11 protein-coding genes and 1 tRNA gene are annotated in these 13,561 nt (G+C 72.6%); 7 read left to right on the top strand and 5 right to left on the bottom strand.

Annotation, left to right across the window (positions count from 1 at the left end):
- Positions 1–83 precede the first annotated feature (83 nt).
- The 5 genes from nuoK to htpX all read left to right on the top strand — a co-directional run bounded on the left by nuoK (position 84) and on the right by htpX (position 6,847).
- On the top strand, positions 84–470 hold the full coding sequence (nuoK, locus tag GA0070216_RS09125; protein ID WP_245722376.1) for an NADH-quinone oxidoreductase subunit NuoK: 387 nt from the start codon (positions 84–86) through the stop codon (positions 468–470).
- Positions 467–2,377 (top strand): NADH-quinone oxidoreductase subunit 5 family protein, encoded by a 1,911-nt coding sequence (locus GA0070216_RS09120; protein WP_091242133.1) that lies wholly within the window; start codon positions 467–469, stop codon positions 2,375–2,377. Before nuoK ends, GA0070216_RS09120 begins: the two co-directional genes overlap by 4 nt.
- A gap of 114 nt (positions 2,378–2,491) precedes the next feature.
- Entirely contained in the window at positions 2,492–4,021 is a 1,530-nt protein-coding gene (locus tag GA0070216_RS09115) for a complex I subunit 4 family protein (protein WP_091242130.1), read from the top strand.
- 203 nt (positions 4,022–4,224) lie between these two features.
- Complete coding sequence (locus GA0070216_RS09110) at positions 4,225–5,733, top strand: NADH-quinone oxidoreductase subunit N (protein WP_091242126.1); 1,509 nt, start codon at positions 4,225–4,227, stop codon at positions 5,731–5,733.
- Positions 5,734–5,968: 235 nt separating this feature from the next.
- Entirely contained in the window at positions 5,969–6,847 is an 879-nt protein-coding gene (gene htpX / locus GA0070216_RS09105; protein WP_091242122.1) for a zinc metalloprotease HtpX, read from the top strand.
- A 111-nt stretch (positions 6,848–6,958) separates the two neighbouring features.
- Here htpX and GA0070216_RS09100 read toward each other — a convergent pair whose 3' ends face one another.
- Positions 6,959–8,179 carry an MFS transporter gene (locus GA0070216_RS09100; RefSeq protein ID WP_091242118.1) on the bottom strand — a complete coding sequence of 407 codons (1,221 nt, stop codon included), beginning with the start codon at positions 8,177–8,179 and terminating at the stop codon, positions 6,959–6,961.
- Positions 8,180–8,379: 200 nt separating this feature from the next.
- On the opposite strand from GA0070216_RS09100, the gene GA0070216_RS09095 reads away from it, so the two are divergent.
- Positions 8,380–9,639, top strand: coding sequence for an MFS transporter (locus GA0070216_RS09095; protein WP_091242114.1), 1,260 nt, complete (start codon positions 8,380–8,382; stop codon positions 9,637–9,639).
- A gap of 70 nt (positions 9,640–9,709) precedes the next feature.
- Here GA0070216_RS09095 and GA0070216_RS09090 read toward each other — a convergent pair whose 3' ends face one another.
- Positions 9,710–10,204 (bottom strand): YajQ family cyclic di-GMP-binding protein, encoded by a 495-nt coding sequence (locus tag GA0070216_RS09090; RefSeq protein ID WP_091242112.1) that lies wholly within the window; start codon positions 10,202–10,204, stop codon positions 9,710–9,712.
- Between the two features lie 147 nt (positions 10,205–10,351).
- Between GA0070216_RS09090 and GA0070216_RS09085 the strand changes: the two genes are divergently transcribed.
- A tRNA-Tyr gene (locus tag GA0070216_RS09085) sits at positions 10,352–10,435 on the top strand.
- A gap of 129 nt (positions 10,436–10,564) precedes the next feature.
- Here GA0070216_RS09085 and GA0070216_RS09080 read toward each other — a convergent pair.
- From GA0070216_RS09080 to GA0070216_RS09070, 3 genes are all read right to left on the bottom strand, one after another.
- Positions 10,565–11,422 carry a protein phosphatase 2C domain-containing protein gene (locus tag GA0070216_RS09080; protein WP_091242109.1) on the bottom strand — a complete coding sequence of 286 codons (858 nt, stop codon included), beginning with the start codon at positions 11,420–11,422 and terminating at the stop codon, positions 10,565–10,567.
- Between the two features lie 143 nt (positions 11,423–11,565).
- Positions 11,566–12,468 carry a DMT family transporter gene (locus tag GA0070216_RS09075; RefSeq protein WP_218108153.1) on the bottom strand — a complete coding sequence of 301 codons (903 nt, stop codon included), beginning with the start codon at positions 12,466–12,468 and terminating at the stop codon, positions 11,566–11,568.
- Positions 12,458–13,231 carry a GntR family transcriptional regulator gene (locus tag GA0070216_RS09070; RefSeq protein ID WP_091242103.1) on the bottom strand — a complete coding sequence of 258 codons (774 nt, stop codon included), beginning with the start codon at positions 13,229–13,231 and terminating at the stop codon, positions 12,458–12,460. The genes GA0070216_RS09075 and GA0070216_RS09070 overlap by 11 nt, the downstream gene beginning before the upstream one ends.
- Between the last annotated feature and the right edge of the window lie 330 nt (positions 13,232–13,561).

Here is a 13,561-nt window from a genome sequence, read left to right as displayed (position 1 = left end):
GCAGTCGCGAATGAAGGTGGTCCGGTGAGCGCGAGGAGTGAGCCGGGTTTGCGAGCCCCGCAGTCGCGAATGAAGGTAGCCTGGTGAGGCCGGTCATCCCGTACGTCACCGCCGCGCTGCTGTTCGGCCTCGGCGTCTACGGCGTGCTGCGGCGGCGCAACGCGGTGCTGGTGCTGATGGCGGTGGAGTTGATGCTCAACGCGGTCAACCTGATCCTGGTCACCGCCGACACCACCGTGCGGGCGGTGCTGCCGCACTCCGGGCAGGTCTTCGCGCTCTTCGTGATCGTGCTGGCCGCCGCCGAGATCGGCGTCGGGCTGGCCATCGTGCTCCAGCTCTACCGGCTGCGGGCCAGTGTCACCGTGGACGACGTGCCGCTGACCGAGCCGGCCGACGACCGGGTGGGAGTCGGGTCGGGCGGCGACGCGGGCACCGGGTCGGCCGGCGGTCGGACGGAGGTCGGCCGGTGACCGGGGTGCTCGGGGCGGCGCTGCCGGCCGTACCCCTGGTTGCCGGGTTACTCGGGTTGCTGCTGCCGCCGGCGTCGAAGGGCGCGACCGGCGGGCGGGACGCGGCCCGGCGGGCGGCGATCGGGCTGGGGGTGGCCGGCGCTGCCGGCGCGTTGCTGGTCGCGGTGCTGCTGCTGGTCCGGGTCGGCGACCCGGTCGAGACCAGCACCAGTTGGATCGATTTCGGCGGGCTGCGGGTCACCCTCGGGGTCCGGCTGGACGGCGTCGCCGCGCTGGTCGCGGTCGCGGTGTCGGCGGTGGCGCTGGCGGTGCAGGTCTACTCGGTGGCCTACCTGCGGCGCGGCCCGCACGAGGACGTCGAGGTGGACCACCGCTATCCGCCCTACGCCGCGCAGATCAGCCTGTTCACCGCCGCGATGCTGCTGGTGGTGGTCAGCGGGGACCTGATCCTGCTGCTGGTCGGCTGGGAGGTGATGGGCCTCTGCTCCTATCTGCTGATCGCCCATGACCGTCGGCTGCCCGAAGCCCCGGCCGCCGCGATGAAGGCGTTCCTGGTCACCCGGGTGGGTGACGTCGGTTTCCTGCTCGGCATCGCGCTGCTCGGCGTCTCGGCCGGCAGCTTCCGGATCGCCGACGTGCTCGCCCACGACCATGCCACCGGCACCCTGACCGCCGCCTGCCTGCTGCTGCTCGCCGGGGTGGCCGGCAAGAGCGCCCAGTTCCCGCTGCACACCTGGCTGCCGGACGCGATGGCCGGCCCGACGCCGATCTCCGCGCTGATCCACGCCGCGACGATGGTCGCCGCCGGGGTGTACGCGGTGACCCGGCTCTACCCGCTGTTCACCCGGGCCCCGGTGGCGCTGACGGTGCTCGGGGTGCTGGCCTCGATCACCCTGCTGCTCGGCGCGCTCGCCGCCACCGCCCAGGACGACCTGAAACGGGTGCTCGCCTGGTCGACGGTCTCCCAGCTCGGCTATATGACCGGCGCGCTCGCCGTCGGCGCCCCGGCCGCCGCGCTGTTCCACCTGCTCACCCACGCCGCGTTCAAGGCGCTGCTGTTCCTCGCCGCCGGTGCGGTGATCCACGCCGTCGGCACCACCCTGCTGTCCCGGATGGGTGGGTTGCGCCGCAGCATGCCGGTCACCTTCTGGTGCACCCTGATCGGCCTCGGCGCGCTGGCCGGGGTGCCACCGCTGTCCGGCTTCTGGAGCAAGGACGGGGTGCTCGCCGCCGCGGAGTCGGCCGCGCTCGACGGCACCGGTCCCGCCCCGGCCTGGGTGGGGTGGCTGGTCTGGCTGGCCGGGCTGCTCGGGGTGCTGCTGACCGCCGCGTACGCCACCCGCCTGCTGCTGCGCGCCTTCTTCGGCGAGCCCCGACTGCCGTTGCTGCACCCGCACGATCCGCCGGCCCTGATGCGCTGGCCGGTGCTGCTGCTGGCCGTCCCGGCGGCGCTGCTCGGGTTGGCGGCGTTCTGGCCGCCGTTCACCGACCGGCTGCGGGGCACCGCCGCCGACATCGAGCTGGTCCACCTGGCCCCGGCGGTGCTGCTGCCGCTCGTGCTGCTGCTGGCCGGGGCGGGCCTGGCCTGGGCCGGCTGGCGACGGGACCCGGCCGCCGACCCGGCCCGCGCGCTGGGCCCGCTGCGCCCGGTGTTCGCCCGCGCCTTCCGCCTCGACGACCTCCAGCACACCCTCGTGGTACGCCCCACGACGGCGCTCGCCCGGGTGACGCGAACCGGTGACGAGGTCGGGGTGGACGGCCTGGTCGAGGCGATCGGCCGGGGCGCGTCCACGCTCGGTGCCGGGCTGGCCGGGCTGCACCGGGCGGCACTGCCCCGGGCGACGGCGGCGGTGCTGGCCGGCGCCCTGCTGATCGGCCTGGCCGCCGCCCTGATCGGAGTCTCATGAGCGCGAGGAGTGCAGCGCGGCGGAGCCCCGCAGTCGCGAGCGAAAGGCCAATCCGGTGAGCGCGAGGAGTGCAGCGCAGCGGAGCCCCGCAGTCGCGAGCGAAAGGCCAATCCGGTGAGCTTGGGGCAGGTGTTGCTGGTCGCGGTGCTGGCGCTGCCGGCGGTGGGGGCGGCGCTGGTCGCCGTGCTGCCCGGGGAGCGGGCGGCCCGGCTGCTGGGTACGGCGGTCGCCGGGCTGACCCTGGTCGGGGCGGTGCTGCTGGTGCTCGGCGACCACGGCTGGTTCGGCTACGGCCCGGCCCCCGCCGTGCAGCCGTGGCACCAGGTCGACCTGCCCTGGGTGCCCGGCCTCGACCTGCGCTTCCACCTCGGGGTGGACGGCATCTCCTGGCCGCTGGTGGTGCTCACCGCACTGCTCACCCTGCTCTGCTGCGGCTACACCGTGCGCCGGGTGCCCGAGGGCCGGGGCAGTGGCCGGGCCCTGGTGGCGCTGCTGCTGGTGGTCGAGGTGGGCATCCTCGGCACCTTCCTCGCGCTCGACCTGGTGCTCTTCTTCGTCTTCTTCGAGGTCGTCCTGCTGCCGATGTACGCGATCATCGCCGGCTGGGGCGGCACCGGCGTCGACCTGCCGGCGCGCGACGCGGCCCGGGCGGCGGCCCGCAAGTTCGCCCTCTACACGCTCTTCGGCTCGGTGCTGCTGCTGGTCGGCGTGTTCGTGGTGGTGGCCGCCGCCGGCACCGCCGACATCGTGGCGCTGACCGGTGGGGCGGGACTGTCCCGGGGCACCCAGTTGGCCGCGTTCACCCTGCTCGGGCTGGCGTTCGCGGTGAAGGCCCCGCTCTGGCCACTGCACTCCTGGCTGCCCGACGCGCACACCCAGGCCCCCACCGTCGGCAGCGTCATCCTCGCCGGGGTGCTGCTCAAGATGGGCACGTACGGCCTGATCCGGGTCGCGGTCGGGGTGGCCCCGGAGGGCGCCCGATGGGCCGCGCCGGTCCTCGGGGTGCTGGCCGTCGCGGCGATCCTGGTCGGCTCGCTGGTCTGCCTGGCTCAGGAGGACCTGAAGCGGCTGATCGCCTACTCCAGCGTCGGGCACATGGGGTTCGTGCTGCTCGGGGTGGCGACGCTGACCGCCACCGGCATCCAGGCGGCGCTGATCGGCAACGTGGCGCACGGGGTGATCACCGGGCTGCTGTTCTTCCTCGCCGGGGCGGTCAAGGACCGGGCCCACACCGGGGCGCTGGCCGAGTTGTCCGGGCTGCGGGAGACCGCGCCCCGACTGGCCGGCCTGCTCGGCTTCGCGGCGGTCGCCTCGCTTGGCCTGCCCGGGTTGGCGGGTTTCTGGGGTGAGGCGTTCGCCGTGGTCGCCGCCGTCGAGCGGGGCGGGCCGCTGTGGACCACGCTGGCGGTGCTGGCGGCGGTCGGCGGGGCGCTCACCGCCGCGTACTTCCTGCGGTTGCTACGCCGGGTCACCCACGGCCGGCCGAGCCCGGTGGTCGGCCGGTTCACCCCCGGCCTGGCCGGGGTGGAGCTGACCGCCTGGGTCCCGCTGGTCCTGCTCGCCCTCGCCGTCGGCCTGGTGCCGACCCTGGTGCTCGGCTACGCCACCGGCCCAGTGGACGCCCTGGTGGCGGTGCTCCGGTGAGCGCGAGGAGTGCAGCGGAGCCCCGCAGTCGCGAACGGAAGGCTGGCCCGGTGAGCGCGAGGAGTGCAGCGCAGCGGAGCCCCGCAGTCGCGAACGAAGGGTGGGTCCGGTGAGCGTGAGGAGTGCAGCGCAGCGGAGCCCCGCAGTCGCGAACGGAAGGTCGGTTCGGTGAGTCCCGCAGTCGCGAACGGAGGTGGGTACCGGTGAGTCTGGTGCAGAGCGTCGACAACGTGGCGTTGCTGCCGGCGTACCTGGCGGCCGGCACCGCCGTACTCGTGCTGCTGGCGGATCTGCTGGTCGGCCGGGCGGGCGCGACGGTGGCCGTGGCCTGCGCGGGCGTCGTCGCCACCGGGGTCGGCGCGGTGGTGGTCGGCGTGGCCGGCACCCGGCGGACGTTCTGTGTGGGTGCCGACTGCTCGTGGGTGTTCGACGGCCGGGCGGCTCTGATCGCCGGGGTCTTCGCCCTGCTCACCCTGGGCGTGCTCGGGCTCTCCGCTCCACTGCTGCGGGGCGGCCCGACGCCGGTCGGTGAGTACTGCTTCCTGCTGGCCTGCGCGATGACCGGTGGGGTGGTGCTGGGCGCGGCCGGCGACCTGATCACCCTGATCGTCGCCCTGGAGACCCTGACCCTGCCGTTGTACGTGCTGGTGGGCCTGCGCCGGGGCAGCCTGGCCAGCGCCGAGGCGGCGGTCACCTTCTTCGTGGTGAGCGTGGTGGCCACCACGGTCACCCTGCTCGGCGCGGCCCTGCTCTATGCGGCGACCGGCGGCCTGCACCTGGACCGGCTCGGCGGGCTGCTGGCCGAGGCGCCCGACCTGCCGTTGATCCCGGCGGCGGTGGCGCTGGTGGTGCTCGGGCTGGCCTTCAAGGTCGCCGCGGTGCCGTTCCACGCCTGGGCCCCGGCCACCTATGACGGGGCGCCGCTGCCGGTGGCGGCCTACCTGTCCACCGCATCGAAGCTGGGCGGGGTGGTGGCCCTGCTGGCGGTGGTGCAGCGGGCGCTGCCGGCCGAGGTGACCGGCCCGGTGCTGGCCCTGCTGGCGGTGCTCACCATGACCGTGGGCAACCTGGTGGCGCTGCGCCAGCGGCGTACCGTCCGGTTGCTCGCCTGGTCGTCGGTGGCCCAGGCGGGCTACATCCTGGCTCCGCTGGGGGTGCTGGCGTTGACCGCCGGCCGGGCCGACGAGGTCCGGGCCGGCGCGTACGCCGCCGCGGTGGCGTACGCGGTCTTCTTCGTGGTGGTGGAGTTGGCGGCGTTCGCGGCGCTGGTGGCGTTGCGTCCGGCGGGTGCGGACGGTGGCACGGTGGCGGACCTGCGCGGGGCGGCCCGGCGACGGCCCTGGGCCGGGGCGGCGTTCGCGTTGGCCCTGGTCGGGCTGGCCGGCCTGCCACCCGGGCTGGCGGGGTTGTTCGCCAAGGTGACCGTGGTCCGGGCGGTGCTGGACGGCGGTGCCGGCTGGCTGGCCCTGGTGGTGGCGCTGAACGCGGTCATCGGCTTGGCCTACTACCTGCGCCTCGCCGCCACTCTTTATGCCGATCCGACCCCGTTGCCGACCGACCCGGCCCCCGCCGGTGAGCCGACCGCGCCGACCCTCGGCGCGGTGCCCGGTCGGGCGGCCTGGCCGGTCACCGTGGCGCTGGCCGGGGCGACCGCGCTGGCCGTGGTGATCGGCTTCGCCCCCCAACTGGTGCTGGACCTCGCGGCCCGCTGACCCGGCGGCCCGCTACGGTCACGGCCCGGTGGCGAGGTGACCCGCTACGGTCGCTGCCCGGCGGCGCGGTGGGCCGCTGACCTGGTGTCCCTCGTCGTCACCGGTGTCCGGTCCGTTCAGCGGGTTCCCAGCTTCTGTCAGTCAACTGCCAGTCATGAGCTGGATGGTTGACGGGTACCGGTGACGTTGTACCGGTCAGCGGGTCCCGCGCGACCCGCGCACCGAAGGAGCGATCGTGCATCACAACCGTCTGAAGACCGCAGCGCTGCTGGGCCTGCTGACCTCGCTGATCCTCGCGGTCGGCTACTGGTTCGGTGGGAGCGGCGGCCTCGTCATCGCCGTCGTCGTCTCGTTGCTGATGAACGGTGTGACCTACTTCTGGTCCGACAAGCTGGCATTGCGCTCGATGAAGGCGCAACCGGTCAGCGAGGCTCAGTTCCCCGAGCTGTACCGGATGGTCCGTGAGCTGGCCACCGAGGCCGGGCAGCCGATGCCCCGGCTGTACGTCAGCCCCACCGCGCAGCCCAACGCGTTCGCGACCGGTCGTAACCCGGCCAACGCGGCGGTCTGCGTCACCCACGGGATCACCGAGATCCTCGACTACCGCGAGCTGCGCGGGGTGATCGGTCACGAGTTGTCCCACGTCTACAACCGGGACATCCTGATCTCCAGCGTGGCGGCCGGGCTGGCCGGCATCATCACCATGTTGGCGAACCTGGCGTTCTTCATCCCGCTGGGCGGGAGCAACGACGAGGACGGCCCGAACCCGGCGGTGCTGCTGCTCACCATCATCCTCGGCCCGATCGCGGCCACCGTGATCCAGTTGGCGATCAGCCGGAGCCGGGAGTTCCAGGCGGACGCCTCGGGCGCGCAGCTCACCCGGGACCCGTTGGCCCTGGCCAGCGCCCTCCGCAAGATCCACGTGGGGACCCAGGCCCGGCCGCTGCCCGCGCAGGGCCAGCTGACCAGCACCGCCCACCTGATGATCGACAACCCGTTCAAGCGGGGTGGCGGCATCGCCGCGCTCTTCTCCACCCACCCCCGGATGGAGGAGCGGGTGGCCCGGCTGGAGCAGTTGGCCCGCAACTCCGGCCCGGTGCAGTTCCAGCGCTGACCCCGAGCGAGACCCGACCCGCGCCTGCGTCCCCGTCCCGGACGCGGGCGCGGTCGTCTGCGTCAGTGGTCCGGCGCGGTGCCTCCGCCGCGAGCCGGGCCGCCGGAGCCGTCAGCGCGGGGAACCGGTCGGCTGCGGGCCGGCGTCGGCCGGCAACTGGTCGGGGCGGGTCAGCAGCACCACGACCAGCAGCAGCACCCCGGCCAGCAGGTAGGCGACGGCGGGCCCGAACAGTGCGGCGGCCGAGCCGAGCAGGAAGATCCCGCAGCCGGCGACGACGATGTTGGCGGCCACGATGGTCGCCTCCACCTGCCCCATCCGTTCCACCGGGGCCAGCCGGGCAAAGGTGGCCTGCGCGCCGATCAGCCAACCGCCGCCCGCGCCGATCAGCGCGTTGGCGCAGGCCAGCGCCCAGACCGGGGCGTGCGTGGCGACCAGCAGGGCGGCCAGCAGCAGCGCCCCGGCCAGGGCGGCGGCCACGGTGACCTGCCCGGTCAACCGGCCCAGCCAGGTGCCCCGGCCCAGCACCAGCACGAAGATCGCGCCGCCCAGCGCCGAGGAGGCCAGCACCACGGGCCGCCAGGCCCCGTCGGCGAGGTCCGGGGTGAGGGTCTCGGGCAGCGCGCCGGAGACCACCGTGGCGAGGGTGAGCAGGGCGACGCCGCGCAGCACCGGGTGCCCGGTGATGGTCCGGATGCCGGCGGTGGCCGGTGGGCGTGGCCCGCGCCGCCGCTGCTGCCCGGTTGGCAGCCCGGCCAGCACCAGCGCCGCGACCAGGAACGAGACCAGGTCGATCAGGAGCGCCACCCGGGGGCCGAGCGCCACGGTGATGCTCGCCCCGGCGACCAGGCCGATGACCTGGCCGGCCTGGTTGGCGAAGGCGGACAGGCCGAACAGCGGCAGTCGCAGCGGGGCGTCCACCGCCTCGGCGGCGACCGCCACGTTGACGCTGGAGTAGGCGGCCCGGACCGCGCCGAGCAGCCCCGCCGCGATGATCGCCGGCACCGGCCGGGGCACCGCGAGGGGGACCGCGATCAGCACCGCGCCGGCCACCGAGAGCCAGACCAGCAGGGTACGGCGGGCCGGCACGTCCAGCCAGCCGCTGAACACCGTGGCGACCAGCAGGGCGGGCAGGGCACGGGCGGCGTACACGGCGGCCGGCCCGAGGACCGACTGCGTCTGGTCGTACGCGAGCAGCAGCAGCGCGGCCAGCCCCACGAAGTCGCCCAGCTCGGAGATGCCCCGGGCGGTGACCAACCGGGAGGCGACCGGGTGGCGGAACAGGGCCCGGTAACCGGGTGTCGGCGAGAGCCGCTCGTCGGCGTCGGTCATCAGGTCGGCCGGACCTCCTACGGCGTCGGGGGGGCGATTCAGCGGTGTATGTATCTGGGTCGATCAGCAAGTTACCCCCTCACCGCCACCGGGTGAGTGACCCCGGGTGTGAGTGAATCGACCATTCCTGGAGCGACCTGCGGCGTTAGGGTCTACAGGGTTCTGAGTCGTTACGTGATCGTCTCCTGGGAGGTGCCACCGTGGCCGCACTGCGCCAGTACCTGGGCGTCTGGCGGATTCCCGGCGCACCGCTGCTGCTGCTTCTCGGTGTCGTCGGTCGCCTCGGCATCGGGATGACCCCGCTGGCGCTGCTCCTGGTCGTGGAGCAGGTCACCGGCCGGTACTCCCTCGCCGCCGTGGCCGGCGGCATCTACGCCCTGTCCGGTGCCGCGCTCAGCCCGGTCGCCGGCCGGATCGCCGACCGGGTCGGCCCCACCCCGGTGCTGCTGGTCACCGCCGTGGCGCACCCGCTGGCCCTGTTGGGGCTGCTCGGGGCGAGCCGCGCCGATGATGCCGACGTACGCCTGATCTATCTGGCGGCGGGGCTGGCCGGGGCCACCTACCCGCCGCTGACCGCCGCGATCCGGGGCGCCTGGAACGACCTGACCGGCCCGGCGACCGGCCGTTACCCGCTGCGCAACACGGCACTGGCCGCCGAGACGTCGCTGTTCGAGGTCGTCTTCGTGCTCGGTCCGCTGCTGGTGGCCGCCTTCGTCCTGCTGGCCGATGCCGCCGCCGCACTGTTCGGCGCGGCGGTGGTGACCCTGGTCGGCACCGGCGGGGTGGCGCTGGGCCGGGTGATGCGCGCCTGGCGGCCCCACTCGCGTGAGCACCACGCCCGGGGCCTCGGCCCGCTGCGGGTGGGTGGCTTCCCGGCGCTGCTGGTCTGCGTGGCGAGCCTCGGCATCGCGTTCGGCGCGGCCGGGGTGATCGTGCCGGCGTTCGCCGGCAACCAGCCCACCGACGACCCACAGAGCCTGGCCGGCCTGCTGCTCGCCGTCTGGGGGGTGGGCAGCGCCGTGGGTGGTTTCTGGTTCGGGGTACGCCGCCCGGCGGCCAACATGACCCGCCAGTTCGCCTGGCTGCTCGCGGCGGTGGCCGGCACCCTGGCGATCTTCGCGGTGATGCCCGGCCCGGTGTCGCTCGGCATCGCCCTGGTGATCGGCGGGGCCACCATCGCCCCCGCGCTGACCTTGGAGAACACCCTGGTCGGGCGGATCACCCCGACGGGCATGCTGAACGAGGCGTACACCTGGGTGGTGACCATGTCGGTGGCGGCGAGCGCGGCCGGCGGCGCGGTCGCCGGCCTGATCGTCGACCACACCGGCGGGGTGCCCTGGGCGTTCCTCTTCGCCGCCGGGGCGGTCGGCGTCGGAGCCGCCGTCGCGGCACTGCCCGGCGGCCCGATCGCCCGCGCCGAAGCCGCCGCCACCCGCGCCGAACACCCCGTCACCGTCTGACGGTGTACGTGGGCCGAGCGGCCGTCCCCGTCGGGGGGACGACCGCCCGGGTGGGTGCCTGCCTACCGGGTCAGCGGTAGTTGGTGAACTGGAGGGCCACCCCGAAGTCCTCGCCCTTGAGCAGCGTGATGACGGCCTGGAGGTCGTCCTTCTTCTTGCCGGTGACCCGGAGCTGGTCGCCCTGGATCTGGGCCTGGACGCCCTTCGGGCCCTCGTCGCGGATCTTCTTGCTGATCGCCTTGGCCTTCTCGGACTCGATGCCCTGGATCACCTTGGCGTCGATCTTGAAAATCTTGCCCGAGGACCGGGGGTCGCCCGCGTCCAGCGACTTCAACGAGATGTTCCGCTTGACCAGCTTCTCCTTGAACACGTCGAGCGCGGCGGCGACCCGCTCCTCGGTCTCCGCCTGGAGGCTGATCGCCTCCTCTCCCGACCAGGAGATCTCGGCGCCGGTGCCACGGAAGTCGAACCGCTGGGCAAGCTCCTTCTCCGTCTGGCGAAGGGCGTTGTCGACCTCCTGCCGGTCGACCTTGCTCACGATGTCGAACGACGGGTTCGCTGCCATGCTGATGCTCCTGCTGTCCGGCGGTCTGTCAGGGTCGTCGCGGCGCTGACCAGCCCCACGACCCTCTGACGGTACCCGGTTGCCATGACCCCGGGGGTGACCGCTATCCTTGCTCCGCTGCCGCGTTGCGACGCGGTGGTGTGCCCTGGCGGGTTGCCCGAGCGGCCAATGGGAGCGGACTGTAAATCCGTCGCGAAAGCTACAGAGGTTCGAATCCTCTACCCGCCACCAGGCGCAGATGCGGCCCCTGAGCAGCAGAAATGCTGATCGGGGGCCGTTCTCATTGATCTAGCTCCGTCCCGCTGCGGCCAGCCTGTCGTGACTGGTCTGACCTGTCATAAGTGCGTTGATCGAGGTCGATCATTTGCTGACTCGATCCATCCGGCGTCTACCAGGCGGGAATCGGGTGCACCGGGCCAGTGTGGCGTCGTCGTGCGTCTTCGCGCGCGGCCACCTTCTGCCCTGCGGATCGCTGGTTTCCGCCGCGCGGACCTGCCGGATGACCTCGGCTGGCCCTTCCGCAGCGATGAGGGCCAGAACTCCCGGCCAGTCCGCGAGTGCGAACTGGTCCACGATGCGGCTTGCGCCGTCACTAAGTAGGACAGCGCTGCTGAGGCCCTCGGCGGGCCGGCTTCCGGTCAGGGCCTCCGCTGCGGCCCCGGGGTCGTCGGCGGCCACCCAGAAACCGCCGGGCTGGTTGCGGTGGGCGCGGAGGGCTTCGATGTACTCGCGTAGCGCCTGGTCGTGTTCGATTGTTCCGTTCGGGGCGGCGTCCATCGCGGCGCGGTAGCGGCTACCGACGGCGTCCACCCGGCCATCGGTGATCACTTCGGGGGCGTCCCCGGCGTGGTCGAGGACCAGCACGGAGTCGGCGAGCGCGAGGTAATCGGCGCGGTTGTCGTCGATCCGGAAGATGGTGACGGTTGCTGACGGGCTGCTCGGGTCACTGATGTCGCAGGTGTCCCGGTGCGCGTCGGCAACCTGCGCGATCGCCTGACCGAGGATGGCGGTGAGATCCTGGCCGTCGTCGGCCGCCAGTTGGCCGAGCAGCGCCCCGCCGAGCCGGCGGGTGTACCAGGCGACGCCGTGCAGACAGGTCGAGGTGGTGCCGGCCAGCCCGGCACCGTCGAGCAGGACGACGGCATTTGGTACGGCACCGGTGAAGTCCTCGTTGGGCTGGTCGGGCTTGGCCGGGCTGGTTGCCGTGACGACCTGCATCAGCGTCCTCCATGCGGTCCAGCCGGCGATGATCCGATCCGGTGCGGATCGTGGGTGTCCGGGTTCGACGCGGTGACCATCAGGCTGGGCCGGCCACTCGGACCACCCGGGTATGAGGGTCGCTGATCGATGTGAAGAGTGGGTTATCTGATTTCGGTGGATCGCTTCCGGGTGAGGGTGACCCCGGCGAGGACCAGTGCGATACCGGCAACGATCGCGGTCGTGACGGCCTCGCGGAGGAAGACCCATCCGAGAATCACGGCGACGACGGGCAGCAGATAGGTAACCACCGAGGCGGCGGTCGGCCCCTCGTCGTCGATGATGCGGTAGTTCAGGACGTAGGCGGCCCCGGTGCCGAGCACCCCGAGAATGAGAAGGCTCACCACCGCGTCGAGCTGCCATTCCGGTGGTTCCAGTCCGGCGAACGGCAGCGCCGGGATCAGCAGAACAGTGGCCGCGCCGAGCTGGGCCGCCGACAGCATGAGCGGTGGGATTCCGCGCCCGGTCAGGAACCGACCCATGTAGACGTAGCCGAGCCCATAGCTGGCGGCTGCGGCGAGGCAGGCGAGGCCACCCCAACTGGCGATCTCGCTCGCGGATTGCCACGGCGAGAAGATGACCACGACGCCGAGGAACCCGAGGGCGAACCCGGCGGCCTTCTGCACGGTGACGGCCCGGTCGACGCCGACGAGGAACGCCAGCAGCAGCGTCCACAGCGGTGTGGTCGCGTTCAGCACCCCGGCCACGTTCGACCCGATCGTCTCCTCCGCGATGCTGAACAACAGGTACGGCACGGCGTTGGCGACCAGGGCCGCGACGAACAGGTGACCCCACAACCGCCCCTGCCTCGGAAAGCGAAGTCCCCGGGACAGGGCGATCGGGGTCAGGATCAGGAAGCCGAGCAGGAGCCGGGCGAACACGATCTGCACCGGGTTGAAGCCCCGCAACGCGAGCTTGATCCAGAGAAAGCCGGAACCCCACAGCAGCGCGAGACCGGCCACCCGGGCGATACCTGCCCGGGAGACCCGCTGGCGGTCAGTCCTCAACGGGCATGTCGTAGTCCAGGCCGTTCACGTCGGCGCGCATGACGAACCGGGTCACCTCGAAGGCTCGTCCGTCACCATCAAGGCTGGTGTGCAGCAACTCGATCACGGGCACACCCGGCGGCATCGAGAGCCCCTTCACCTCTTCCGGCGTCGGCATCCGGGCGCTCACCTCTTCCCGGATACGCGCGATCGGATAGCCGAGATCCTCGAACCGCTGGTAGATGCTGCCTCGGCCGAGCTTCTTCTCACTCGCCAGTGGTGATCCCTCGACCACCGCTGTCGGGATGTAGGTCACCCCGACCTGCATGGGCTCGTCATCGGCGAAGTACCAGTTCTCTCGCCGGATGACCTCCTGGCCGGCGTCGAGCCCCAGCCGTTGGGCGACGTCGGCGGGCGGCTGCACGGTCGTCACCGACCGGCACTCCGTGTGCGGGGTGCGCCCCTGCCGCTCCACCTCGATGCGGAACGGTGAAAGCCCCGTCTCGTTCCGCGCCCGGCGGGAGTACCGGTCCCGACCCATCCTCATCAGCGGACGCCGCAGGCGCACGAACACGCCTCGGCCGTGCTGGGCCTGGGCGAGGCCCTCGGCCTGCAAGATGCCCAATGCCTCTCGGGCGGTGTTGCGGGCCGTGGCGTATCTGGCTGCCAGGTCACGTTCGGAAGGTAGTTGGTCGCCGTCGCCGAGGTCACCGCGCATGATCGCGGCCCGTAGCTTCTCGGCGATGCGGCGGCTCGGAGGCTGCCGCTCCCGTTGGTCACTCATCGGATCACCACTCCTCAAGGTGATACCCAGGCTAGCGCAACTGGCTCAAGCCAGCTATTGACAGCCTGTCGCCCTTCATCGAAGCTGGCTTAAGCCAGTTGGCGGCGACGATGTTCCTGTCGTGAGCAGGTCGTCGGCCTGGAGTCACGCCGTTCGGAGGACCAGGCCGTGGCGCTGGCAGCTACGCAACCCGGGGTCGTCGCCCCGGTTACCTGTGGAGGTGTGATGTCCGGCACTCATCGTCGATGCGGTTGGTTCTCGTCTTGGCGGTCCCGACGGCGTCCACCATCGCGACCTGTCCGCAGCAACGCCCCGCCCAGCACGCCCGCT

It is taken from the genome of Micromonospora matsumotoense (genome assembly GCF_900091525.1).
Lineage (GTDB): Bacteria > Actinomycetota > Actinomycetes > Mycobacteriales > Micromonosporaceae > Micromonospora > Micromonospora matsumotoensis.
This window is presented reverse-complemented; position numbering and strand designations above follow the sequence as displayed.